We start from the raw sequence: 24620 nt of genomic DNA, 5'->3' as shown, positions 1-24620 counted from the left end.
GTATGGATAAATTTAATCTCATAGGCTCAACCATTGAAAACTACTACAGAAATACCCACACCTGTGTTTCGGAAGAGTTGATTGAGTCAATTCTCTACTCAATAGAAGCAGGAGGGAAACGCCTTCGTCCCCTCATCCTGCTGGAGGTTTTGGAGGGATTTGGCAAGACAGTGACAGAAGCCCACTATCAAATTGCTGCTGCTTTGGAAATGATTCACACGGGAAGTCTTATCCATGATGATTTACCTGCCATGGACAACGATGATTACCGTCGAGGTCGGTTGACAAACCACAAACAGTTTGACGAAGCTACAGCTATTTTGGCGGGGGATAGCCTTTTTCTGGATGCCTTTGATTTGGTAGCCCGTGCCGACTTGCCATCACCCATTATTGTTCAGTTAGTTCAGTTCCTAGCCACTTCCTCAGGCACATTTGGTATGGTTGGGGGACAGATGTTGGATATGAAAGGGGAGGGGCAGATGCCGGAGGCTACGGAACTCTTCAAGATTCATGAGAACAAAACTGGTCGTCTCCTGACTTATCCTTTCTATGCAGCTGGTATTATCGCAGAGCAGTCAGAATATGTCCAAGGGAGATTGTGGCAATTGGGTTCGCTGATTGGGTATGCATTTCAGATTCGGGATGATATTTTGGATGTGACAGCAAGTTTTGAAGAATTAGGGAAAACGCCTAATAAGGATCTTGTGGCTGAGAAAGCAACTTTTCCAGCTTTGTTGGGCTTAGATGAATCTAAGAGTCTTCTTGAGGAAGCCTTGGATAAGTCTATAAAAATTCTTGAGGAATTGACTCAGGATTATGATTTCAAGTCTGACAATATCATTAAGATTTTAGAAAGTTTACGAATCAATGAGTAAAGAACGAGTAGATGTGCTAGCCTACAAGCAGGGGCTTTTTGAGACTAGGGAGCAGGCCAAGCGAGGCGTCATGGCGGGCCTGGTGGTCAATGTCATCAATGGCGAGCGCTATGACAAGCCGGGCGAGAAAATCGATGAGGGGACCGAGCTCAAGCTCAAGGGTGAGAAATTAAAATATGTCAGCCGTGGTGGCCTCAAATTAGAGAAGGCCTTGCAGGTCTTTGGAATTTCTGTTGAAGGGCAGACGACCATTGATATTGGTGCTTCCACAGGCGGCTTTACGGATGTCATGCTCCAGTCTGGCGCCAAGCTGGTTTACGCCGTGGACGTTGGGACCAATCAATTGGCTTGGAAACTTCGGCAAGATGAGCGTGTAATTTCCATGGAGCAGTACAATTTCCGATATGCTGAACTGGTTGATTTTGACCAGGGACAGCCAAGTTTTGCCTCTATTGATGTCAGCTTTATTTCGCTCAGTCTGATCTTGCCAGCCCTGCATAATATTTTGGCAGACGGCGGTCAGGTCGTAGCCCTGGTCAAGCCTCAGTTTGAAGCGGGACGGGAGCAGATTGGTAAAAATGGTATCGTTAAAGACAAGCAGGTTCATGTCAAAGTTTTGCAGGACGTGACCAAGATGGCCGTGGAAACTGGCTTTACCGTTAAGGCGCTCAGCTTTTCTCCGGTTCAGGGCGGTCAGGGCAATATCGAATTTTTGGCTCATTTGGAAAAATCTGACCAGCCAGAAAATATGGTTGTGGGTCAGATTGGTAACTTGATTGAGCAAGCACACGAGGAATTTAAGAAAGATGAATAAACGAGAACGCTTAGAAGTAATAAAAGATTTGGTGGTCCGCTATCCGATCGATACCCAGGAAGAGATTGTGGAACGCTTGGAGGCTATGGGGGTCCATGCAACCCAGGCGACGGTTTCCCGGGATATCAAGGAGTTGGGTATCATCAAGGTGCCAGCAGCTGACAAGGGCTATATTTACGGTCTGCCTAAGGTGGGCCTGGCAAAGGTCCGCTCGAAAAATATCCTTGATTTTTCACATTCGGGTAACATGGTCAATATCAAACTGGTGCCTGGAAGTGCCATTGTTGTCAAACGTCAGATTGTGGAACAATTTGAGGACCAGCTGTTCACCATCATTGCGGACGACGATAGTATCTTTTTAATCCTGAAGGACCAGGAAAAACTGCTTCAGTTGGAGCGCATGGTTAAAGGGTGGTAAGGTATGTTACTAGAAGTTTCGATTAAGAATTTTGCCATTATCGAGCAGGTCTCTCTTAACTTTGAAAAGGGTATGACCATTCTCTCTGGTGAGACGGGAGCTGGGAAGTCTATCATTATCGACGCCATGAACCTTATGTTGGGGGCGCGGGCGACAACTGATGTCATCCGCCACGGGGCTGCCAAGGCGGAGATTGAGGGGCTTTTCTCTTTTGAACATAGCAGAGCCTTGGAGCAGATTTTGGAGGAGCAGGGGATTGAAGTGGCTGACGAGCTGATTATCCGTCGGGAAATCCTGCAAAATGGTCGGTCGGTCAGCCGGGTCAACGGTCAAATGGTCAACCTGTCTGTCCTCAAGCAAATTGGTCAGCACTTGGTCGACATTCACGGTCAACATGACCAGGAAGAATTGATGAAGTCCCAGCACCATATCCGTCTGTTGGATAGCTTTGGAGAAGAGGATTTTTGGACCCTCAAGGACAACTACCAAGCGACTTTTGATGCCTACCGTAGCCTCCGCAAGCGCGTGCTTGAAAAGCAGAAAAACGAGCAGGAACACAAGGCTCGTATCGAGATGTTGGAGTATCAGATTGCGGAGATTGAATCCGCTGACCTCCAGCTTGGTGAGGATGTCCAGCTCAATCAGGAGCGGGATAAGCTACTCAATCATAAGCAGATTGCAGATACGCTGACCAATGCCTACGCCCTCCTGGACAGTGAGGATTTCTCTAGCGTCAACAATATCCGCTCAGCCATGGGGGATTTGCAGAGTTTGGAAGAATTCGACCCAGAATACAAGGCCCTATCGACCAGCCTGACCGAGGCCTACTATGTGGTGGAGGATGTGGCCAAGCGTTTGGGTGATGTGGTGGATAATTTGGAGTTTGACGGCAACCGTCTCATGCAGCTGGAAAGTCGCTTAGACCTGCTCAACACCATGACCAAGAAATATGGTGGTTCGGTCGATGATGTCCTCGATTATTTGGCAAAAATCACTGAAGAGTACAATCTTTTGACCGGTAACGATCTGACTGGTGATGACCTGGAAGTCCAGCTCAAGACCTTGGAGAAAGACTTGGTTAACTTGGCTGGTCAATTGAGTCAGGCCCGCCATGAGTTGGCCCAGATTTTAGAAGAGGTTATTCGCCAGGAATTGCAGGACTTGTATATGGAGAAGGCCAAGTTCCAGGTTCGATTTACTAAGGGTAAATTCAGCAAGGAGGGCCATGAAACGGTGGAATTTTATATTTCTGCCAATCCTGGAGAGGATTTCAAACCCCTGGTCAAGGTGGCCTCAGGAGGGGAATTGTCTCGCCTCATGTTGGCCATTAAATCAGCCTTTGCCCGCAAGGAAGGCAAGACATCCATTGTATTTGACGAGGTGGACACGGGTGTATCTGGTCGCGTAGCCCAGGCCATTGCCCAGAAAATTTACAAAATCGGTCAATACGGTCAGGTCTTGGCGATTTCGCACCTGCCACAGGTGATTGCGATTGCGGATTACCAGTTTTTTATTGAGAAAGTATCGGACGAGCATTCGACCGTTTCTCGTGTACGTCTCTTAACAACGGATGAGCGGGTGGAAGAGATTGCCAAGATGTTGGCTGGTGACACAGTGACGGAGGCAGCCAGAACGCAGGCCAGAGAATTAGTAATGAAAGGTTGATGAGGGAGTGGTCAAACCTTAGCTGATTTGACAGGCTGGGACCAGTTTGAGGCTGTTATGAAATGTAGAATACAGCATATAAATCCTTTACAGAAAAACGGAAAGCTGATAAAAACATGTAAAGAATCACTCTATATATAAAGTAGGTGGCTAGTATGAAACAGTATCTAGGTCGGTTTGTAGGTGTTTTATTGGTCTTGAGTTTATTCCTTCCCTTTGCCTTTACTCCCAATCTGAAGACTTTTGAGATTGTCACGATTTCTGGATGGGTCTATTTCAGCGGTAGTCTCTTTGCTCTCCTTTGTCTGGCTCTTGTGCTTGCCTTCTGTTTTAAATTGGTGCTGTTTTCCAAGACCGTCAATCTGTTACTCTTTGCTGGTGCTGGGCTCATGACACTATATTTTTATAGTTTTCCGCTACAGGCAGTTGGCAGCTCATTTCTGACTCGATTGGATGAATTTTCTGTTGGCTACTTTCTCTGTGGTGTCTTCTTGGTACTTGGGCTTGGATTCACCTTGAAAGAATTGCTTTCTCAGTAAGTGTGACATATTTTACTTTTTATCAATAATGCTTGAAAGCAGTATAGGGCTAGGTTTTAGTGGTCTAGCCTTTTTTCATTTCTAGCGTTTTATTTTTGAGGTGATTTTTGCTATAATAGTAGACATATTTGTAGAGAATTGTAGGATGAAATATGTCAAGGATTAAAATTGTAACAGATTCAAGCACCACTATCGAGCCACACTTGCTGGAAGAACTGGGAATTACGGTTGTTCCTCTTTCGGTGATGATTGATGGAGTGGTCTATTCGGATAGCGACCTGACAGAGGGGCAATTTTTACAACTGATGCGCAATGCTAAGAGCTTGCCGAAGACCAGCCAACCTCCAGTGGGGGTCTTTGCAGAAACCTTTACTGATTTGGCCAAGGACGGTAGTCAAGTGATTGCCATCGTCTTATCTCACGCTCTTTCGGGCACCGTTGAGGCTGCTCGTCAAGGGGCAACCTTGTCCGGCGTTGATGTGACGGTTATTGATTCAAGTTTCACAGACCAGGCTGCAAAATTCCAGGTGGTTGAGGCTGCTCGTCTGGCTCAAGCTGGGGCTAGCAAGGAGGAAATCTTGGCGGCCATCGAGCAGGTGCGAGAAAAAACAGAATTGTATATTGGCGTATCGACGCTTGAAAATCTGGTTAAAGGAGGCCGTATTGGTCGCGTTCAAGGGCTCTTAAGCAGCTTGCTCAATATCCGTGTCATTATGACCATGAAAAATCATCAGCTAGAGCCAATTGTGAAGGGCCGGGGCAACAAAACCTTCAAGAAATGGTTGGATGAGTTTATTGGTCAATTAGCCGATAAAAAGGTGGCTGAAATCGGCATTTCCTATGCAGGCGCAGCAGATTTTGCCCAGCAGATGAAAGAACAGTTACAGCCCTACCTAGCGAAGGATATCGCTGTCCTAGAAACCGGCTCTATCATACAAACCCACACTGGTGAAGATGCCTGGGCTATCTTAGTACGCTATGAATAATCGAAAAGTTTTTCATGGGCTCTTTTATTTCTTTCTGTGCTTGATATTGACCGTCTTTCTGTTTGACTGGCTGATTCCAAAGGCTGCATCAAGGGTGTCTCCTTCAGAAATCAGTCAGTCAGACGAGCGCCCCATCCTACACTATGTTGCGATTGGTGATTCATTGACGGAAGGTGTGGGGGATACCACGGGCCAAGGAGGCTTTGTTCCGCTTCTGGCTCAAGATTTGGCCAACCAGCTCTCAGTGGATGTTGTCGATGCCAATTATGGCATTGCAGGCAATACCAGCAACCAGATTTTAAAAAGGATGAAGTCTGATAAGAAATTGCAGGCAGATTTGAAGCGGGCGGATTTGATGACTTTAACGGTTGGTGGAAATGATTTGCGAAAGGTGATTATGAACAATATCACCGATTTAAAAGTATCTTCTTTCAATAAGCCATCCAAGGATTATGCCAAAAGACTGAAAGAGATTATTGACTACGCCCACAAGCAAAATAAGGATTTACCTATTTACGTTGTTGGTATTTACAATCCTTTCTTTTTAAGTTTTCCAGAGATGACCGAAATGCAGACAATCGTGGATAATTGGAATGAAGTGACTGCCAAGACGCTTGAAGAGCAGGATAAGGTTTACTTTGTTCCCATCAATGATTTGCTTTACAAGGGATTGGAAGAAGAGGTGGGTGTCAGTTCCACTGATGCAGGGACTAGAAATAATCTACTCTACAACGAAGATAGTTTTCATCCCAATAATACGGGCTATGAAATTATAAAGAAAGCAATCGTGGAGAAAATACATGAAACCCCAAAAGAATGGTAAGATAAAGATTTGGAAATGGTTGTTTTTGGCACTTCTAGCTTGTAATGTTGGTGCCTATATTGTCCTTATCAATCGTGTGCAGGATAAGCGTGAAGACTTGACGGTTTTCGTAAAAAATAATCCTGACGATGTCAAAATAGGGACATTTACGACCACAAGAGAACAGCTGAATCAGACACTTGAAAACTATCTCAAAGAATATCAAACCAAAGATTTTGAATATTCCATTGCCCTGACCAGCCAACAGATTGTCTTTGAGGGCAGTTACAAGTTGTTTGGTGTGGAAATTCCCCTCTATCTCTATTTCCAGCCAAGCAAGATGAAGGATGGAAGTATCATGTTGCAAATAATGGAAGTTTCAGCAGGCAGTCTATCTTTACCCAAAGCAGAGGTTCTAAATTATTTGAAGAAAAATTATAAATTTCCAGACTATGTCCATGTGGATACGGAGGCATCTAGAGTGCAGGTCCAGCTCCAGGAAATGGAGAATAAGCTAGGGATTTATGCCAAAATGAATACGCTTGATTTATATAACGACCAATTTATTATTGATATTTACAAAACAGAAATAAAATAACACTTTAAGCTTGACCAAAAGCTTAAAATTGGATAAGATATTAGAGTGAGTAGTCACTCAGAAAATAATTGGAGGATTTAGCAAAATGGCTAATAAACAAGATTTGATCGCAAAAGTTGCAGAAGCAACTTCATTGACTAAAAAAGATTCTGCAGCAGCAGTTGATGCGGTATTCGCAGCAGTAGCTGACTACCTTGCAGCTGGTGAGAAAGTTCAATTGATTGGCTTCGGTAACTTCGAAGTTCGTGAGCGTTCAGCACGTACAGGTCGCAACCCTCAAACAGGTGCAGAAATCAAAATCGCAGCTTCTAAGGTTCCTGCTTTCAAAGCTGGTAAAGCACTCAAAGACGCTGTAAAATAATTCAGCATTAAAAAGCCCGTCATATCAAGCTTTCTAGCTTGTCCGACGGGCTTTTTTCTGTGTTTTGGGGCATTTTTGGGGCATAAAATCAGTATTTCACAACGTCGGCAAACTGTATTCTGGATAAATAAACTAAGTAGCTCTGCTAAGAAAAAACGATAATTTAGTTTATTTTGCAAGCGGAGCGAGCCCTAAGCCAGGACTTTCCGCTGTGATGAAAATGAGAAACGTTGTCGTTTCGGACATTCGGAGTATTTGAGACCTTAGGCTCAAATACTAGGTATGGAATTCCGTAGGTAGCTCAAACAGTCTGGGGGACTGTTTGAGGAGTAAAACTAGAAACAAGAAAGTTTACTACCGTCCGACATCACCTCAGGAAAGTCTGAAAAGAGATTTTGTCTACAAACTCAGGATTTTTCCTTAACTTTTGACTTCTAATTACAAATAAAACAACCACCTGCTTCAGATGGTTGTCTCTTTCTATCTCGAACGTTGTTTACCAGCGTTGCGGTTTTTCTTTTTAGATGCTTTTTCTTCGATGATAGCTGATGCAGCTGGGGTCACATCTTTGACTTTGCCTGGTGCAGCTTTCAAGGGTTTGTTCTTAAATTCTTCCTCTACCTGCTTGCGAATGCGTGGCTTGAGGATGAAGTTGGTGATGGCTTGTTGGATAAGACTAATCAGACCACCGACTACCCAGTAAAGGGTTACACCAGCTGGAGAGCCAAATGAGATCATCACAATCATGAGCGGATTCATCAGTGCCATGGTTTTCATTTGCTTTTTCTGTTCTTCATCCATACCGACCTGCATGAGGAGGGATTGTCCATAGTAGAGTACACCTGCAATAGCTGTTAAAATCAGGCTGGATTTGCCCAGGTCGATACCGAGGAAACTAGCCTCAGCAATACCTGGAGTGTGGCGAGCCGCAAAGTAGATAGCCGAGAAGAAAGGCATCTGAATCAGGAGTGGTAAACAACCCATGCCTCCCAACATACTCACACCGTACTGTTTTTGCGTAGCGAAGTATTCTTGTTGGGCAGCAAGCTGTTCTTCCTGAGAACTTGCATTCTTCATACGTTCCTGGATTGGACCAAGAATTGGCTTGAGGTAGTTCATCTTTTCAGACTGGATAGCTGCCTTATAAGATTGGTAAATACCTAGTGGAAGGATAATCAAGCGGACAATCAGGGTCACGATGATAATGGCCAAACCATAACCCAGGGCCTGGTTCTCAGCAAAGTATTCGATGAGATAAGACATTGGTTGCCCCAGATAGTTCCAGATGAAACCGGTCGGATTACCACTTTTATCTGTCTGCACACAGCCCGACAAGAAGAGCAGAGTTGCCAGTGACAAGCCTGACAATTTGATGAATCGTTTATTTTTCAATTTCAAACTTCCTTTTTTACAATATAGTCTCTATTGTACTTGTTTTGGTCAAAATTCTCAAGTCTTTCACTTACCAGCCTTAAAAATTCTTCTCAAGTCCTAGCCATGACTGACTTTAAAATCTGTCATATCCGGGAAATTGGCCAAATTCACATCCAGATAGTTGACCCTGGCCATACGAGAAGGTCCTTTTCGTATTTCATGGATAAAATGGCTGAGCTTGTCAGCTTGATCCGACTGGGCCAGGATGGTGACTGTTCCATCGTCATTGTTCCAGACACGGCCGTAGACATCACCGATTTCCAGAGCCAGAGCCTGGACTGACCAACGAAAACCAACTCCCTGGACACGACCAGAGGCAATCATTTTGACCTTTCTCATGGGGGTCTCCTTTTTGACAAGTAACTTACTTTATTATATCATGGACAATAAGAAATAAAAAGGAGCAGCCATGGACATTATCCGCTCAAAGGCCAATAATCTGGTCAAGCAAATCAAGAAATTGCAGCAGAAAAAATACCGGACCTCCTCCTATCTGATAGAGGGCTGGCATCTGCTAGAAGAGGCTGGTGCTGCTGGTGCGACTTTCGAGCATATCTTGGTCTTGGAAGAATACGCAGAGCGGGTTGCTGGTTTGCCCAATGTTAGTCTAGTGACACCTGACATCATGCGGGACCTGGCCGATTCCAAGTCTCCCCAGGGTGTCCTTGCCCAGCTGGCCCTTCCTAGACAAGACTTGCCAACAAGCCTTACCGGCAAATTCCTGGTCTTGGAAGATGTCCAGGACCCAGGCAATGTGGGCACCATGATTCGGACAGCAGACGCGGCTGGTTTTGACGGTATTTTTTTGACGGACAAGTCGGCTGATATTTACAATATTAAAGTTCTGCGGTCCATGCAGGGAAGTCATTTTCATCTGCCGATCTATCGTCTGCCTGTGGAGGAGCTTGTCAGATACCTGCAAGCTCAAGGGTTGCCAATCTTAGCAACGACCCTGTCAAGCCAGTCGGTGGACTATAAGGACTTCCAACCTGGTCCTAGCTTTGCTATGGTTATGGGCAATGAAGGTCAAGGAATTTCAGCCTACATGGAGGAAGTGGCGGACCAGCTGGTCCACATCAGCATGCCGGGTCAGGCGGAAAGTCTTAATGTGGCCATAGCGGCCGGTATTCTTATGTTTAGTTTTATTTAAGGCTATCTTGGTAGACTATGCTATAATAGTCCGAGGAGGTCAAGATTTGACAGCTTACAAAAAAGATAAAGAGTATATGCACTATGTGGGCCATCTGATTGCGACGCCCAAGGTGCAAAAATTGGGCACTATTCCCCACCACTACCATTCGACACGGCTGGAACATTCCATTAATGTGTCCTACACCAGCTATAAAATTGCCAAAAAATTTGGCTGGGATGCCAAAGCGACAGCTAGAGGCGGTCTCTTGCACGATTTGTTTTTCTATGACTGGCGGGATACCAAATTTCAGAAGAGCCATGCCTGGGTCCACCCAAGGATTGCCAAGCGCAATGCCCAGAAATTGACCAAGCTCAATAAGGTCGAAGAGGATATTATCGTCAAACACATGTTCGGTGCTACCATTGCCCCTCCCCGCTACAAGGAATCTTGGATTGTCACCTGCGTGGACAAGTATTGGGCGGTTCGTGAATGGAGTCTGCCCCTGCAGCACAAGTGGAAGCATCGCAAAATTCTACGTTTTCAATAAATAAAGGAGTTTTCTATGAATAATGATTCAGTAATTATCAACCAGGTGGACAATACCGCCCTCAACCGTTTCTTTGGTAAGGTTTACGGCGTTGTCGCTATGGGAATTGGCTTGTCGGCCTTGGTGTCGTTTTTGACAGTGACAGTTTTCCGAGACACTTTATTCGCTCTCATGCGTGGTGGTTCCATGCTCATGATGATTATCATGATTGCCCAGATTGCCCTGGTCTTTGCGGCCTCAGCTATGGCGGCTAAAAATAGTCCGCTGGCTCTGCCTATGTTTTTGGGCTATTCAGTGACAAATGGTTTCACTCTGAGTGTCGTGCTGTTGGCCTATACAGGTGAAACAGTGGCCCTGGCCTTTGTATCAACTGCCCTCATGTTTGCGGTCATGGCTATTATCGGGATGACCACCAAGAAAAATCTGTCCGGCATGGCCCAGGCTCTTCGAGCAGCTCTCTGGGGAGTGATTATTGCCAGTGTTGTCAATATCTTTCTACGTAGCTCAGGTATCAGCTTCGCTATGTCTATCATCTCTGTCTTGATTTTCTCAGGTTTGATTGCCTATGATAATCAGCGCATCCGCACTGTTTTCGAGCAAACAGGCGGAAATGTCGGTCAAGGCTGGGTCGTTTCTATGGGCCTGCAGCTCTATCTTGACTTTATTAACTTGTTCCTGAACTTGCTCCGCATTTTCGGTAACTTAAATCGAGATTAAAACTTCCCACTCTCCGAGTGGGTTTTTCATTTTCTGAAAATGCCTTTCTATGCTATAATGGTTAGAAAATTGAGGAGAATGAGTTATGACCAAAATACCATTTATTGATAAGGAAACCCTTGCGACGATTACAGACCAATTTCCAACGCCTTTTCACTTGTACGATGAGAAGGGAATTCGTGAAAAAGCGCGTGCGCTCAATGCTGCTTTTGCTTGGAACCCAGGCTTTAAGGAATATTTTGCGGTTAAGGCGACACCGACACCAGCTATCTTGAAAATTTTGCAAGAAGAGGGCTGCGGTGTGGATTGTGCGACGGATGTGGAAGTGCTGATGAGTGCCAAAATGGGCTTTACGGACATTATGTTTACTTCCAATGATACCCAGGCGCAAGAATTTGTCTATGCGAGCGAAGTTGGAGCGACCATTAACTTGGACGCCTATGAGCATATCGAGTTTTTGAAAAATGTAGCCGGTATTCCTGAGACAGTCTGCCTACGTTATAATCCGGGTGGCATCTTCTCGCTTGGTACAGACATCATGGACCATCCAGAAGAGTCCAAATTTGGCATGACTAAGGCCCAGCTCATGCAGGGTTACAAGGACTTGAAAGAATTGGGCGTTAAGGAATTTGGTATCCATGCCTTCTTGGCCTCCAACACTGTGACCAATGACTACTATCCAGAATTGGCGCGCCAGCTCTTCGAATTGGCCCTGGAAATCCGTGAGGAGACAGGTGTCACACTTGATTTTATCAACCTGTCAGGTGGTATTGGGGTCAACTACCGTCCAGACCAGGAGCCAAATGATATTGCCGTGATTGGCGAGGGTGTCCGCAAGGTTTACGAAGAAATTCTTACGCCTGCTGGCATGGGACATGTGAAAATCTTTACGGAGCTAGGACGCTTTATGCTGGCGCCACATGGGCATCTGATTACTAAGGTTCTCCACCGCAAGGAAACCTATCGGACTTATGTCGGTGTGGATGCCTCAGCAGCCAACCTAATGCGTCCAGCCTTCTACGGTGCCTACCACCATATCACCAATATCAGTCGACCAGACGCTCCGATTGAAGTAGTGGATGTGGCGGGCTCTCTCTGCGAAAACAACGATAAATTCGCAGTCAATCGTGAATTGCCACGCGCAGAAGTGGGGGACACCCTGGTTATCCATGATACGGGTGCTCACGGTTTCTCCATGGGCTATAACTACAACGGACGCCTGCGTTCAGCGGAGATTCTCTTGGAGGAAAATGGCGGAGCGCGTATGATTCGACGGGCTGAAACGCCAGAAGACTACTTTGCGACCTTGTACGGTTTTGAATTTGACAAGTAAGTCTTGGAAAAGACGGGAAAATTTGGTATAATAGGTCTAGAAAATTAGAATACAGTCTATAGGAGATTGAAATGCAAATCGGAATCGGAATTGTTATATTATTGGTTGTCTTAGCACTTGCTGGTGGTGTTGCTCTCGGTATTTACCTATCACGCAAACAGGTTGAAAAAATGATTGCGGACAAGCCTATTTTGGATGAAAACGCTCTTCGTTTGATGATGAGCCAAATGGGTCAAAAACCAAGCGAGGCTAAGGTTCAGCAGGTATTGCGCCAAATCAAGAGCCAACAAAAAGTAGCAACTAACAAGAAAAAATAAGCAAGCACTGGGGCTGGGGATTCATTCCCAAGTCCTTTTGTTTGGAGAAAGTCCTAGGAAACTATATGGATAATCGACCAATCGGATTTTTAGATTCAGGTGTGGGTGGTTTGACGGTGGTTCGTGAACTCATGCGTCAACTGCCCCACGAAGAAGTCGTCTATATCGGCGATTCGGCCAGGGCCCCTTACGGCCCAAGACCAGCTCAACAAATCAGGGAGTATACCTGGCAGCTGGTCAATTTTCTCTTGACCAAGAATGTTAAAATGATTGTTTTCGCCTGCAATACAGCGACGGCTGTTGCCTGGGAAGAGGTTAAGGAAAAGTTGAATATTCCAGTTTTAGGTGTGATTTTGCCAGGGGCATCGGCTGCTATCAAGGCGACCCAGTCTGGCAAGGTGGGAGTGTTGGGTACAGCTATGACTATCCAGTCAGATATTTACCGGGAAAAAATTCAGGCCCTGTCGCCGGAAACTCAGGTTGAAAGCTTGGCATGCCCACGATTTGTCCCTCTGGTGGAGTCCAATAGCCACCAGTCTAGCCTGGCCAAGAAGGTGGTCTACGAAACCCTCAAGCCCCTTATGGGGAGGGTGGATACCCTGGTGCTGGGCTGCACCCACTATCCCCTCCTGCGGGCTATCATTCAAAATGCCATGGGGCAGGATGTAAAACTGATTGACTCTGGGGCAGAAACAGCGCGGGATATCTCCGTTTTGCTCAATTATTTCCAGCTCAATCGCAGTCGGACGGAGGCCAATCTTCAACATCGATTTTATACAACAGCCAGCCCAGAGGCTTTTAAGGATATCGCAGAAAGCTGGTTGGGCATTGATATTCAAGTGGAGCATGTAGAATTATGACAGAAAAGATTTACGAATACAGGGACGAGCAGAATTGGTTTATTGGCAAGGCGAACTTTGCCAATCTATTTGGAAGCTTTGGTGAGACTGGAAGAGAGCAGGAAATATATCAATTGGGGCATGCTTTCGATCAACTTATTGCCTCAAAATATGAAGATGACTACAACCAGTGCGTCCAGATTGAGATTGTTCGATTGCATTCGGATTTCAAACTCATCCAGTTTGCTCTCGATGTCTTAAATGACCTCAACAACCGCCAATTCAAGGCTATCCAGCACCAGGGAGCTGTGCTGGTGACCGAAGGCGAAAAACTGCACCTGGTTTACTTGCCCAAGGAAGGGGTGTCCACAGAGGCTTTCTTTGGTCAGGAGCAAGGCTTGTCCGGTCTTGGAGACAGCATTCTGATTGCCACTAAAAATGAAGGCAAGACCAAGGAATTTCGCAAGTTCTTTGAGAAATTGGGCTATCAGGTCGAGAATCTCAACAACTATCCTGACCTGCCAGATGTGGCTGAGACAGGGACCACTTTTGAGGAGAATGCTCGTCTCAAGGCGGAAACCATTGCAGAGCTGACAGGTAAGATGGTCCTGGCAGATGATTCGGGTCTCAAGGTAGATGTCCTCGGCGGTTTACCAGGAGTTTGGTCAGCTCGTTTTTCAGGTCCAGAGGCGACAGACAGCCGTAACAATGCCAAGTTGCTCCACGAATTAGCCATGGTTTTTGAGACCAAGGACCGCTCGGCCCAGTTCCATTGCACCTTGGTCATGGCAGCACCGGGTCGGGAAAGCCTGGTGGTTGAGGCAGATTGGGCAGGCTACATTGGCACAGAACCCAAGGGAGAAAATGGCTTTGGCTACGATCCGCTCTTTCTGGTCGGTGAGACTGGCAAGACATCGGCTGAACTTAGTCTAGAAGAGAAGAATAAGATTTCCCACCGGGCGCAAGCCTTAGAAAAATTGTTGGAGGCATTTCCAGTATGGCAGGAGCAAGCAAGACAATCCTAGTCATGAGTGATTCTCATGGAGACCGTAAGATTGTAGAGGAAATTAAGCACCATTACCTTGGCAAGGTTGATGCAATCTTTCACAATGGAGATTCGGAGCTAGACAGCCAAGACCAGCTTTGGGAGGGAATATACGTTGTCAATGGCAACTGTGACTACTTTGGTGGCTATCCAGATAGGCTGATTACCCGGTTGGAGGATGTGACCATTGCCCAGACCCACGGCCATCTCTATGGCATCAATTATGGTTGGCAGCGGTTGGATTATTGGGCCCAAGAAGTGGAGGCGGATATCTGTCTCTACGGGCATCTCCATGTGCCCGATGCAGAGCTGCGGGGCAAGACCCTCTTTCTCAATCCTGGATCAGTCAGTCAGCCACGGGGCTTGGTCAGAGAGTGCCTCTATGCCCTGGTGACCATTACAGATAGTCACTTCCATGTTGAACACTACAATCGTCAGCACCAGATTTATCAGCCACTAACAAAGGACATTCCACGATGATTGCACGCGAATTTGAAGCATTTTTGCTGGCTCAAGAAGAGACTTTTTTGACTCCGGCCAATAAGCTGGCGGTCATTATTGATAGCCATAATATCGACCATGCTAAGCTCCTACTCAGCCACATGTCCTATTCACGGGTACCTGTTGTGACTGAAGAAGGGCAATTTTTCGGCACCATTGGCCTGACGGAAATCAATCGTTACCAGGCTGAAAATGGTTTGAGCGATGATGAGCTTAATAGCGATATTTCCCTGATTGCAAAGACAGATGAGGAGACAGTTGGTCAAGATTACGACCTGACAGAAGTCATGCGAAAATTGGTCGACCAGTCCTTCCTTCCTGTTCTGGGTGAAAATGGGGAGTTCAAGGGGATTATTACTCGGAAATCCATTCTCAAGGCCATCAATGCCCTGCTCCACAACTTTCCCCTGCCGTCTAAAGAGGCAAAAAAATGAAAGATTGGATTGCAGCATTTATCAGGAGCAAGTCCATAAGCAGCAACAGTCAAAAGTCCTACACCTATGACCTACAGCAATTCATGGAGGTGACCCAGGGCCAGGTCAACCAGCAGACGCTCTTAACCTACCAGCAGACGCTCTTGACTCTGAAGCCTGCTGCCCAGAAGCGCAAGTTGTCAGCAGTCAATCAGTTCCTCTATTTTCTCTACGAGGAGGGGCAGCTGGAGCGATTTTATAAGCTCAAGGCCTTGACCAACCCTGCCTCTATCAAGCAGCGACCACAGGTGGAAGATTTGTCCCCCTTATGGACGGAGACAGCCTTTCTTGATGGGCAGACCATTGCTCTTTTGATTGGCTTTTTAGGGCTGACGCCTAGTGAAATAGCAGAGCTGACTGTGGATGACCTCAACCTAGTTTTTCAGGTGTTGACTGTCCAGAAGGGTCAGACCAAGCGGGTCCTGGATATTCCTAAAGAGATCCTGCCCTACCTAGAAAATCGCTTGACCGGTGTCTATCTTTTTGACAAAAAAGGGCAAACCTATTCCCGCCAGTGGTTCTTTAATCGCTTGACTGAATTTGTTAGCTCCATAGGTCGGTCAGATTGGACCGCCCAGAAATTGAGAGAACAGTATATTCTGAGGCAAATCAAGCAAGGCAAGTCTCTGGACCAGCTGGTCAAACAATTGGGCTTGAAATCAAGCATGAGTTTGGAAAAATACAAGTAATGGATATTAAACTGAAAGATTTTGAAGGACCTCTGGACCTCTTGCTCCACCTGGTGTCCAAGTACCAGATGGACATCTACCAGGTGCCGATTACAGAGGTCATTGAGCAGTATCTAACCTATATTGCCACCTTGCAGGCCATGCGGCTGGAAGTGGCAGGTGAATACATGCTCATGGCCAGTCAGTTGGTGGTCATCAAGAGTCGGAGGCTCCTGCCCAAGGTAGTGGAGCAGACAGACCCAGAAGATGACCCAGAGCTGGAGCTATTGGACCAATTGGAAGAGTACCGCAAATTCAAACTTCTCAGCGAGAAGCTGGGAGAGCAGCATGATGAGCGGGCTAAGAGTTTCTCCAAGCCCAAGGAAGAGCTGGTCTACGAAGATGTGCAGCTGGTCCAGGACAAGACCGTTGTCGATTTGTTCCTGGCTTTTTCCAAAGTCATGGCTGAAAAGCAGGCCAGCCTGCGCCAATCGCATACGACCATTGCCAGAGATGAGTACAAGATTGAGGACATGATGGACCTGGTCCGTAGTCACTTTAAGGCTGGTTCGCGTCTGGAGTTGCGCCAGCTCTTTAAGGATAGTCAGGATATCAATGAGGTTATCACCATTTTCCTGGCCACTTTGGAGTTGGTAAAGGTCCATGAGATTAGCTTTGAACAAACGGAGGCTTTTGGGGACATTTACCTAGTAAGGAGGGAGCATGAGCCGATTAGCTGAAATAGAAGTCCTGCTATTTGTGGCAGGTGAGGAAGGCCTGACCTTGCGTAATCTAGCGGAGATGCTGGACATGCAGCCGACCGCCCTCATCCAGCAGTTGGAGAAATTATCTGAAAAGTACATGGCGGATAAGGATTCTGGTCTGGCACTCTTGGAATCATCCAACCGCTACAAGCTGGTAACCAAGAAGGAATTTGCCGAGCTCTTGCGGATTTATGCCAAGACACCGATAAACCAGACCATGTCCCGGGCCCTCTTGGAAACCCTGTCTATTGTTGCCTACAAGCAGCCCATTACACGGATAGAGGTGGATGACATCCGTGGGGTCAATTCCAGCGGTGCCATTAGTAAGCTCCAGGCTTTTGATTTGATTCGGGAAAATGGCAAGAAGGAGGTGTTGGGCCGGCCAAATCTCTATGTGACCACTGATTATTTTTTGGACTACATGGGGATTAACAGCCTGGACCAATTGCCGGATGTGTCAGATTTGGACCTGAAAGATGAGGAAACAGAGCTTTTCCTAGAAAGAAATGAGTTAGAAGATGAGAATTAACAAATATATTGCCCACGCAGGCATTGCCAGCCGACGCAAGGCTGAGGAATTGATCAAGCAGGGGCTGGTGACTGTCAATGGTCAGGTGGTGCGTGAATTGGGAACTGTCATCAAGTCTGGTGACAGGGTTGAGGTAGAAGGCCAGCCTATTTACAATGAAGAGAAGGTCTATTACCTGCTCAACAAGCCTAGTGGAGTGATTTCCAGCGTATCGGACGACAAGGGTAGAAAGACGGTCGTAGACCTTTTGCCTACGGTCAAGGAACGGATTTATCCTGTGGGTCGTCTGGACTGGGATACATCAGGTGTCCTGATTTTGACCAACGATGGAGATTTCACAGACGAGATGATTCACCCGCGCAATGAGATTGATAAGGTCTATCTGGCGCGTGTCAAGGGGGTTGCCAATAAGGACGTTCTTCGTCCCTTGACCCGTGGAGTGGTCATTGACGGTAAGAAAACCAAGCCAGCTGTCTATGAGATTATCAAGGTGGACCCTGTCAAGAACCGTTCGGTGGTCGAATTGACTATCCATGAGGGGCGCAATCACCAGGTTAAGAAGATGTTTGAAGCGGTTGGTCTACAGGTGGACAAGCTGTCTCGGACTCGTTTTGGTAATCTAGACTTGACAGGTCTGCGTCCAGGTGAGTACCGCAAGCTCAATAAGAAGGACATCAGCAAGCTCCATACCATGGCTGTTACCAAGCCATCTAAGAAGAAATGACCAGGCTCATCATCGGCCTGGTCCGGCTGTATCAACGATTTATCTCTCCCCTCTTTCCACCGTCTTGCCGTTATCGACCTACCTGCTCGGCCTATATGATTGTGGCCTTGCAGAAGCACGGCTCAAAGGGATTCTTGATGGGCCTAGCCCGTATTGGGCGCTGTCATCCCTTTGTGGAAGGTGGTGAAGATCCAGTACCGGACCATTTTAGCCTGAGAAGAAATAAAGTATGAAAAGGTGTAAAAAATAGCGAAAAATGGTGATTTTTGGGAATAAATCCTTGACAGAGGCATCAACTGAGCGGTATAATAGTAACACGATTTCATTGATTTAACTCAAACCTGTTGTGAGTTAAGTGAATGAATCATCATTCACCATGCTGTTTGCTGAGCTTGACTCCGGGCAGTGTGGCATTTTTTTTACTTGAAATGAGATGAAAGATAATGAATATCGAAGAATTGCACTACAAAGAAGAAACAGCTAAAAACCACGTCGTTCTGTTTGAGCCACAAATTCCCCAGAATACGGGCAATATCGCCCGGACCTGTGCTGCGACCAACAGTCCTCTGCACATTATCAAGCCCATGGGTTTTCCTATTGATGATAGCAAGATGAAACGAGCTGGTCTTGATTACTGGGACAAGCTGGACGTACGTTTTTATGAAAATTTATATGAATTTATGACCTACGCCAGCCAGCATGGCCAGGTACATCTGGTGTCAAAATTCGCTGATAAGACCTATTCCAACCAGTCCTATCAGGAGGGAATCCATTATTTTCTTTTTGGGCGTGAGGACAAGGGCCTGCCAGAAGAATTCATGCGCCAGTATCCAGAACAGGCTATCCGCATTCCCATGAACGATGAGCATGTCCGTAGCCTCAATGTATCCAATACAGTCTGCATGATTGTCTATGAAGCCCTGCGTCAGCAGGAATTTGCAGGCCTTGACCTGGTCCATACCTATGAAGGGGACAAACTCAAATAATGTGATATCATTACCAAAGTCTTGCAGAGGCAAGGCTTTTTTGGTATCATTAAATAGTCTTCAGGGCAGGGTGAAATTCCCGACCGGCAGTGATTTTATTAAGATAGTTTCTCTATTTTGAAAATTTTTCTTTGAGGGCGGCAGCAGGAGCGACCGAAGGTCGCAAGTCCGACGCTTGTCGCCGTGGTGAAAGTCATCCTATTTTTGAATAGGATGACAGGGGATTTTCGAGACCTTAGGCTCGAAAATAAGTCATGAAACCGAAGGTTTGCTGACGTCCCCACCACCTTAGACAAGTGTCAAAAAAGAAATTATCTAGTAAATAAGTCTGCGAGCGCAAGCTGATGTGGTGCAATTCCACAACCGACAGTACAGTCTGGATGGGAGAAGACGAAGTAGTTGGCCTCGGCCTGCTCTTTTGGCCTTCTTCAATTTTCAAAAATTGGAGGAACCTTTATGACAAACACACGCAAAATGACGATTATCGCCATTCTCTCAGCAGTATCTTTTCTGCTCATGTACTTGAAATTTCCGCTGATTCCAACAGCTAATTTCCTGGAAGTGGACTTTTCAATCGTACCCATTCTCTTTGGTCTCTTGATGCTGGATCTGAAATCAAGCTTTGCGATTCTTTTCATCCGGACCTTGCTCAAGTTGATTTTGAACAACCAAGGTGCATCGACCATTATTGGTCTGCCAATGAATATTGCAGCTATGTCAGTCTTCATTCTAGCTGTGGCCTACATTTGGAAAAAAGACCAGACAGTGAAAAATTATGTGAAAACAGCAGCTGTGGCAACAATTACATCGACCTTGGTCATGCTGGTCATGAACTATGTTTATGCTGTGCCAGTCTATGCGACCTTTGCAGGCTTCGATATCAAACAAATTCTAGGACTTGGCAACTATCTCTTTGCCATGGTCCTTCCCTTCAACCTCTTGCAGGGAATCGTGCTGTCGCTGGCTTTCTATGTATGTTACAAGGCAGCCCAGCCAATTTTAAAGAAAGTTTAACCATTCTATGGTAAACTAAATACATGAAAAACAAACAAACACATTTACGAAACGCATCTTTTTTGGCCCTGGCCTTTGTTATTCTAGGCTATACGGTCAAATTCTATCCAGAGGCAGTCGCAGGCTTTGACACGGCAATTCAGACACTTGTCCGTGGCAATCTACCTAGCATTGCCAGCCAGTTTTGGACCTCGATTACGGTTCTTGGAAATACAGTGATTATTCTGACTATTTCCTTGCTCCTTGCAGCTTTCTTCTATTTTTATAAAAAGTGGAAGATGGAGGCTTCCTTGATTCTTGCTAGTTTTGCGGTTATGGGGGTGGCATCAACAGCCCTGAAATATGTCTACCAACGGCCGCGCCCTAGTATTGAATGGTTAATCGATACGATTGGTTATTCCTATCCTAGCTGGCACACTGCCTCGACCATGATGATTACAGGAGCGGTGGTTATCATTATTCAGCAACGAATGAAGAAGGGAGCACTAAAGCTCTTGCTTCAAGCTGGTCTGCTCATTTTAGCGGCTCTAGTTGCGATTTCAAGGATTTACATCGGCGTTCATTTTCCAACAGACATTATCGGTGGTTGGCTGTTGGCAGGCTTCCTGCTGTCAGTCCTCTATCCTTTCTATGATCAAAAACGCTTCGAATGGCGTTTTCAGAGTAAACAAAAATAATAAGCGAGGCTCCTACCTCGCTTATTTGCTTTCAACAATGGTCTTATTTATTCTTAATCGGGCCGTTTTCTGCTTCTTTCAGAGCTTCTTGAACCGTTTGTGCAAAGAGTTGTCCACCTTCATTGATGGTGCTTGGTTCGCTACCAAAATGAATATTGTCTGTGCCGGCCCAAATCTGAGGATTTTGCTTGGCAACGGCATTCCAATCAGCCACGGTGATAAAGTCATAATCCTTGGCTAATTGACGAATGTAACGCGCATGTTTTTCAGCTATTGGGTCATCGTACGTAGCAGAGTTACCATCGTAGGGGGTCACTAGAATCAAGCGGTAACCATTCGGCAGGATATCAACCATTTTCTTCAGCTCTTCCTGGTAATTGCTGACCACATTGGCACCGGTTGCTACCACAACATTTTTCAAGAGTGTTCCATTGTCAATATTGGTCTGTAGAATCTCGTTAGCCTGGATGGTATTCCGGCTCTTCTCCGCATCAATCATAGCATCAGGCAGGGCTGCTTGTAGGTGCTCGCTTGCTCGAAGTGTCACAGAATCACCGATAATGGTCACTCCGTCTGTGATATCAAAATGGCTGGCTTTTCCCTTTTCGGCAAAGTTTTTGGTCTGTGTCATGCGGGTATCTGCCTGCTTGAGGCTTTCCACCATAAGCGAATGGTCTAAATCACCGAGTTTTGGAACAAACAAACTAATGCCCAAGGTAAGCAAGCTGAGAACACCAAACGTTATAGCCAACCATTTGGTATAGGGAACTAAATCAATTTCCAGACCAAAGAGTTTTCCCGTCCTGCCTGCAATATAAGGCTCTAGAACATAGTAGGATAGGCTAGCCATCAGCAGTGTCACAAGCAAGGTCAGTCCAACGGCCAGAAGGTGGTTGGAAATCAGTTGATTGAAGATAATGTAAAGGGGCCAGTGGAAAAGGTAGATACCGTAGGAAATATCCGCCAGAAACTGGATAGCTGCCGGCTCCTTCACGCTTGCTGTCTTTTCGTGTAAGATTCTAGCCGCAAGAATCATGGCACAGGTTGCCAGACTTGAGAGGAAGAAACCGAAAAGATAGGTGAAAATCGAATCAAACCGTAGGAAGAAGAGGAGGAGGGCTTCTAAGCCCAGACCACCTGAGAAAACCAATAGGGTCTTCCGTAAATCCCATTGTTGCACCATTTTCTGGAAACCGGTTGTAGTATGCTTGATGCCTACAATGGTCGCAAGCAGGCTCCCCAGAAAGAAGGGGAAGGAGTGAGCTAGTGTAGAGAAGTAAATCCTAGAATAGCTTGTGACAAAGAAGCTAGAAATAAACATTCCAAAGAAGCTAAGGACAAATAGGAGGCCTGAACTGAGGAAAATAGTTCCTCTAAGTTGTCCTACAGACCTGGCTTGCCGCGTTATCCACCAGAGAGCTAGCCCCCAGATGATGTAGAATTGGACTTCAATCGCAAGGGTCCAGGTGTGAACAAAGAGATGGGGGGTAAATTGATTTTCGTATCCACCACCGGCCAAAATTTCATAGATGTTGGTCATAAAGCCCAGAGCAGCTGTGATTTGCCGTCCGATATTGGCTGTAAAATCATTACGAATCAGGAGAGCCAGAGGTGTGACGGTCAGAATCAGCAGGACCAAAGGTGGGAAAATACGGTACAAGCGCCGTTTTAGAAATGCCTTGAAATCGAACTCCTTGTCGGCATGAAATTGGTCAATAATCAGGGCAGTCGTCAGATAGCCGGATAGGGTGAAGAAGAGGTCAACTCCGACAAAGCCTCCAGAGAAGTATTTGATGTAAAAATGATAGAGCAGGACCATTACCAGTCCTAGCACTCGAATTGTTGAAAACCATTTAATCCTCATGTTGATAAATCCCCTGCTTAAACGTTCCTTCGTAGACTGATTTTGCCTTGGTTGTTAGCTTACCTTTACCATCAGCCAGGCCATTGACAAATCGACCTGAATAGCTCCAACCATCCTTTGAAGTGAAGGTTCCCTGACCATTGAAACTGCCATTTTTAAACTGTCCTTCATAGGTATCTCCATTTTCAAAGGTCAGCTTGCCCTTACCGTCCATTTTATTGGCCAAGACGGTGCCGCTATACTTGATTTTACCGTCATCTAGGGTCAAGGTTCGTTGGCTGGGAATGCGTCCGATAAAGACGGAAATCAGGCAGATTAGGATAAATAGGAGTGTCAACCGTTCGATATTTTGCCTTGTGAGGAAGGCCTTCCAATCTTCTGGAAGCGAATAATGCATGCTTTTCATGTCTTGTCCCTTACTAGAATAGATTCGCCTACTATTTTACCATTTTTTCTCATATATTACAAAAATGTTACGTAATTCCTCTGCTTATTTTAGCCGTTCCAACCAGTCCTTGCAGCCCTGGCTGACCATTTGATAAGTTTCCTCGAAATCCCCTGTGTACCAAGGGTCGGGAACGGATCTGTCGGCAAATTGGTAGATTTTATCTTGGGCAGAAGGAGGAGCCATCTTTTTTAGGTCACGGACATTGTTGCTGTCCATGCCGATGATATAGTCAAATTCCTTAAAATCCGCTGCTGAAATCTGCTGAGATGTCTTGCTACTACTGTAGGGAATCTGGTATTTTTTGAAAATCTTCTGGGTTCCCGGATAGATAGGATTGCCGTGTTCCCAGCCTGATGTGGCACGGCTTTCGATGTGGTAGTCGTCGGTCAAGTCTTTCATGACAAATTCAGCCATTGGACTGCGACAGATATTTCCAAGACAGACAAATGCAATTTTTTTCATGATTTTCCTTTCACTTCACAAGAAAAGGCAACCGAAGTTACCTTAGCATGTTTATTTTTCGTCCTTGTCAAAGGCGTTTTTGATACCGTTGACAGCACCTTCGAGGCCGTCTTTAGCATCTTCTACAAAGCCCTTGGCATCTTCGACCAACTCTTTAGCTTTGCCGAGCCCTTTTTCAACAAGACCTTCCACTTCAAGCTCTTTATCACCTGTCAATTTGCCCAAGCCCTCTTTGACAGAACCAGTCAATTGATCTAATTTAGCACCGAATTTTTCTTCTGACATATGAACCTCCAATAGATGTTATAGGGAGTGATGGGAGAAATTCCCATATGTTGACTATCTATAGAATACCTTAATTATCCTCATTTTGCAAGCGCTTTGCTTGTCTAAAAATGGACTTCTCACTAGATGGTAATTAGTTGCACATTTATTGAAATAACATTATAATAAATATAAATAAAAATAAAAGAAAGAAGGTTCCTTTTATGAAAAAAGAAATATTGAAGCCGTCAGCTGAAGTTGCTAGTCTGTCTCTGGGGAAATCTCTGAACTATCAGGATACCAAGGCTGTTCTCAATCAGGCTGTCGCAGACCTGTCAGTGGCTCATTCTATCTTGCATCAGGTTCATTGGTACATGCGTGGTGCTGGATTTATGATTTGGCATCCAAAAATGGATGAATACATGGATGAGTTGGATGGTTACCTAGATGAGATGAGTGAGCGTTTGATTACCTTGGGCGGTGCTCCATTTTCAACTCTTAAAGAGTTTAGTGAAAATAGTCAGCTCAAGGAAGTTCCTGGTGATTATACTGTAACGATTGAAGAGCAATTGGCGCGTGTGGTAGCGGTGTTCCGCTATCTAGCTACTCTTTTCCAAAAGGGATTTGATGTCAGTGATGAAGAAGGTGACAGCGTAACCAACGATATTTTCAATGTGGCTAAGGCAAGTATTGAAAAACATATTTGGATGTTGCAGGCAGAACTAGGACAAGCTCCGAAATTGTAAATAGATGAAGGGTCCAGAAGGACTCTTTTTTGCTGCATAGATGATAGTCGAATGAATTTGCAATTAGACAGGGTGGAA

33 protein-coding genes are annotated in these 24620 nt (G+C 45.7%); 27 read left to right on the top strand and 6 right to left on the bottom strand.

The annotated features are described in order from the left end of the window. Positions 1–2 precede the first annotated feature (2 nt). From ACVC7T_RS06860 to ACVC7T_RS06820, 9 genes are all read left to right on the top strand, one after another. Positions 3–875, top strand: coding sequence for a polyprenyl synthetase family protein (locus tag ACVC7T_RS06860; RefSeq protein WP_105123504.1), 873 nt, complete (start codon positions 3–5; stop codon positions 873–875). Continuing rightward, positions 868–1689: a TlyA family RNA methyltransferase gene (locus tag ACVC7T_RS06855; protein ID WP_105123505.1), complete on the top strand. Its 822-nt coding sequence runs from the start codon at positions 868–870 to the stop codon at positions 1687–1689. Before ACVC7T_RS06860 ends, ACVC7T_RS06855 begins: the two co-directional genes overlap by 8 nt. Next, on the top strand, positions 1682–2107 hold the full coding sequence (locus tag ACVC7T_RS06850; protein ID WP_105111911.1) for an arginine repressor: 426 nt from the start codon (positions 1682–1684) through the stop codon (positions 2105–2107). The genes ACVC7T_RS06855 and ACVC7T_RS06850 overlap by 8 nt, the downstream gene beginning before the upstream one ends. A gap of 3 nt (positions 2108–2110) precedes the next feature. Continuing rightward, positions 2111–3772: a DNA repair protein RecN gene (gene recN, locus ACVC7T_RS06845; protein ID WP_447262687.1), complete on the top strand. Its 1662-nt coding sequence runs from the start codon at positions 2111–2113 to the stop codon at positions 3770–3772. Positions 3773–3927: 155 nt separating this feature from the next. Continuing rightward, on the top strand, positions 3928–4311 hold the full coding sequence (locus ACVC7T_RS06840; RefSeq protein ID WP_447262686.1) for a hypothetical protein: 384 nt from the start codon (positions 3928–3930) through the stop codon (positions 4309–4311). A gap of 152 nt (positions 4312–4463) precedes the next feature. Then, entirely contained in the window at positions 4464–5297 is an 834-nt protein-coding gene (locus ACVC7T_RS06835; protein ID WP_105111914.1) for a DegV family protein, read from the top strand. After that, positions 5290–6120 carry an SGNH/GDSL hydrolase family protein gene (locus ACVC7T_RS06830; protein WP_105111915.1) on the top strand — a complete coding sequence of 277 codons (831 nt, stop codon included), beginning with the start codon at positions 5290–5292 and terminating at the stop codon, positions 6118–6120. Before ACVC7T_RS06835 ends, ACVC7T_RS06830 begins: the two co-directional genes overlap by 8 nt. Continuing rightward, positions 6098–6697, top strand: a complete 600-nt coding sequence (locus ACVC7T_RS06825) for a YpmS family protein (RefSeq protein ID WP_172009244.1) — start codon at positions 6098–6100, stop codon at positions 6695–6697. The genes ACVC7T_RS06830 and ACVC7T_RS06825 overlap by 23 nt, the downstream gene beginning before the upstream one ends. A gap of 85 nt (positions 6698–6782) precedes the next feature. Continuing rightward, positions 6783–7058, top strand: coding sequence for an HU family DNA-binding protein (locus ACVC7T_RS06820; RefSeq protein WP_105106668.1), 276 nt, complete (start codon positions 6783–6785; stop codon positions 7056–7058). 480 nt (positions 7059–7538) lie between these two features. Here ACVC7T_RS06820 and yidC read toward each other — a convergent pair whose 3' ends face one another. Both yidC and ACVC7T_RS06810 read right to left on the bottom strand, forming a co-directional pair. Further along, positions 7539–8450, bottom strand: a complete 912-nt coding sequence (yidC, locus tag ACVC7T_RS06815; protein ID WP_105160875.1) for a membrane protein insertase YidC — start codon at positions 8448–8450, stop codon at positions 7539–7541. A 99-nt stretch (positions 8451–8549) separates the two neighbouring features. Next, the gene (locus ACVC7T_RS06810; protein ID WP_105136845.1) at positions 8550–8831 is read right to left on the bottom strand and encodes an acylphosphatase; all 282 of its coding nucleotides are present in this window, start codon (positions 8829–8831) and stop codon (positions 8550–8552) included. A gap of 70 nt (positions 8832–8901) precedes the next feature. Between ACVC7T_RS06810 and ACVC7T_RS06805 the strand changes: the two genes are divergently transcribed. The 17 genes from ACVC7T_RS06805 to ACVC7T_RS06725 all read left to right on the top strand — a co-directional run bounded on the left by ACVC7T_RS06805 (position 8902) and on the right by ACVC7T_RS06725 (position 20758). Further along, positions 8902–9642, top strand: a complete 741-nt coding sequence (locus tag ACVC7T_RS06805) for a TrmH family RNA methyltransferase (protein WP_105123513.1) — start codon at positions 8902–8904, stop codon at positions 9640–9642. 46 nt (positions 9643–9688) lie between these two features. Next, positions 9689–10171 carry an HD domain-containing protein gene (locus tag ACVC7T_RS06800; protein ID WP_105160876.1) on the top strand — a complete coding sequence of 161 codons (483 nt, stop codon included), beginning with the start codon at positions 9689–9691 and terminating at the stop codon, positions 10169–10171. Positions 10172–10186: 15 nt separating this feature from the next. Next, positions 10187–10888, top strand: a complete 702-nt coding sequence (locus ACVC7T_RS06795) for a Bax inhibitor-1/YccA family protein (RefSeq protein ID WP_105160877.1) — start codon at positions 10187–10189, stop codon at positions 10886–10888. A gap of 85 nt (positions 10889–10973) precedes the next feature. Further along, a complete protein-coding gene (locus ACVC7T_RS06790; protein ID WP_105160620.1) occupies positions 10974–12221 on the top strand; it encodes a diaminopimelate decarboxylase in 1248 nt (415 codons plus the stop codon). Between the two features lie 71 nt (positions 12222–12292). Continuing rightward, a complete protein-coding gene (locus ACVC7T_RS06785) occupies positions 12293–12538 on the top strand; it encodes a YneF family protein (RefSeq protein ID WP_394719201.1) in 246 nt (81 codons plus the stop codon). 65 nt (positions 12539–12603) lie between these two features. Further along, a complete protein-coding gene (gene racE, locus ACVC7T_RS06780; protein WP_105160619.1) occupies positions 12604–13398 on the top strand; it encodes a glutamate racemase in 795 nt (264 codons plus the stop codon). After that, positions 13395–14402, top strand: coding sequence for a nucleoside-triphosphate diphosphatase (locus tag ACVC7T_RS06775; RefSeq protein ID WP_105160618.1), 1008 nt, complete (start codon positions 13395–13397; stop codon positions 14400–14402). Before racE ends, ACVC7T_RS06775 begins: the two co-directional genes overlap by 4 nt. Then, positions 14375–14902 (top strand): metallophosphoesterase, encoded by a 528-nt coding sequence (locus ACVC7T_RS06770; RefSeq protein WP_105111925.1) that lies wholly within the window; start codon positions 14375–14377, stop codon positions 14900–14902. Before ACVC7T_RS06775 ends, ACVC7T_RS06770 begins: the two co-directional genes overlap by 28 nt. Continuing rightward, positions 14899–15357: a cyclic-di-AMP-binding protein CbpB gene (cbpB, locus tag ACVC7T_RS06765; RefSeq protein WP_105111926.1), complete on the top strand. Its 459-nt coding sequence runs from the start codon at positions 14899–14901 to the stop codon at positions 15355–15357. The genes ACVC7T_RS06770 and cbpB overlap by 4 nt, the downstream gene beginning before the upstream one ends. Continuing rightward, on the top strand, positions 15354–16085 hold the full coding sequence (xerD, locus tag ACVC7T_RS06760; RefSeq protein ID WP_105160617.1) for a site-specific tyrosine recombinase XerD: 732 nt from the start codon (positions 15354–15356) through the stop codon (positions 16083–16085). Before cbpB ends, xerD begins: the two co-directional genes overlap by 4 nt. Further along, on the top strand, positions 16085–16804 hold the full coding sequence (locus tag ACVC7T_RS06755) for a segregation/condensation protein A (RefSeq protein ID WP_105160616.1): 720 nt from the start codon (positions 16085–16087) through the stop codon (positions 16802–16804). Before xerD ends, ACVC7T_RS06755 begins: the two co-directional genes overlap by 1 nt. Next, on the top strand, positions 16788–17357 hold the full coding sequence (gene scpB / locus ACVC7T_RS06750) for an SMC-Scp complex subunit ScpB (RefSeq protein WP_105111929.1): 570 nt from the start codon (positions 16788–16790) through the stop codon (positions 17355–17357). Before ACVC7T_RS06755 ends, scpB begins: the two co-directional genes overlap by 17 nt. Next, positions 17347–18081: a pseudouridine synthase gene (locus ACVC7T_RS06745; RefSeq protein ID WP_447262685.1), complete on the top strand. Its 735-nt coding sequence runs from the start codon at positions 17347–17349 to the stop codon at positions 18079–18081. Before scpB ends, ACVC7T_RS06745 begins: the two co-directional genes overlap by 11 nt. Continuing rightward, a complete protein-coding gene (yidD, locus tag ACVC7T_RS06740) occupies positions 18078–18314 on the top strand; it encodes a membrane protein insertion efficiency factor YidD (RefSeq protein ID WP_105111931.1) in 237 nt (78 codons plus the stop codon). Before ACVC7T_RS06745 ends, yidD begins: the two co-directional genes overlap by 4 nt. A gap of 210 nt (positions 18315–18524) precedes the next feature. Then, entirely contained in the window at positions 18525–19067 is a 543-nt protein-coding gene (locus ACVC7T_RS06735; RefSeq protein WP_105160614.1) for a tRNA (cytidine(34)-2'-O)-methyltransferase, read from the top strand. Between the two features lie 456 nt (positions 19068–19523). After that, the gene (locus ACVC7T_RS06730) at positions 19524–20081 is read left to right on the top strand and encodes an ECF transporter S component (RefSeq protein ID WP_105160613.1); all 558 of its coding nucleotides are present in this window, start codon (positions 19524–19526) and stop codon (positions 20079–20081) included. 23 nt (positions 20082–20104) lie between these two features. Beyond that, entirely contained in the window at positions 20105–20758 is a 654-nt protein-coding gene (locus ACVC7T_RS06725; protein WP_105160612.1) for a phosphatase PAP2 family protein, read from the top strand. 43 nt (positions 20759–20801) lie between these two features. Here ACVC7T_RS06725 and ACVC7T_RS06720 read toward each other — a convergent pair whose 3' ends face one another. The 4 genes from ACVC7T_RS06720 to ACVC7T_RS06705 form a co-directional block, all read right to left on the bottom strand. Further along, positions 20802–22622, bottom strand: coding sequence for an acyltransferase family protein (locus tag ACVC7T_RS06720; protein ID WP_105160611.1), 1821 nt, complete (start codon positions 22620–22622; stop codon positions 20802–20804). Further along, a complete protein-coding gene (locus ACVC7T_RS06715) occupies positions 22612–23028 on the bottom strand; it encodes a hypothetical protein (protein WP_105136862.1) in 417 nt (138 codons plus the stop codon). Before ACVC7T_RS06715 ends, ACVC7T_RS06720 begins: the two co-directional genes overlap by 11 nt. 84 nt (positions 23029–23112) lie before the next feature. Then, entirely contained in the window at positions 23113–23532 is a 420-nt protein-coding gene (locus ACVC7T_RS06710; protein WP_105160610.1) for a low molecular weight protein-tyrosine-phosphatase, read from the bottom strand. Between the two features lie 51 nt (positions 23533–23583). Further along, positions 23584–23817, bottom strand: coding sequence for a CsbD family protein (locus ACVC7T_RS06705; RefSeq protein WP_105160609.1), 234 nt, complete (start codon positions 23815–23817; stop codon positions 23584–23586). A gap of 203 nt (positions 23818–24020) precedes the next feature. Here ACVC7T_RS06705 and ACVC7T_RS06700 point away from each other — a divergent pair, with 203 nt between their 5' ends. Beyond that, on the top strand, positions 24021–24542 hold the full coding sequence (locus tag ACVC7T_RS06700) for a Dps family protein (RefSeq protein WP_105160608.1): 522 nt from the start codon (positions 24021–24023) through the stop codon (positions 24540–24542). Positions 24543–24620 lie beyond the last annotated feature (78 nt).

Source organism: Streptococcus sp. P25B114 (genome assembly GCF_053010325.1).
The sequence above is the reverse complement of the archived record's forward strand: the minus strand, read 5'-3'. Positions and strand labels throughout refer to the sequence as shown.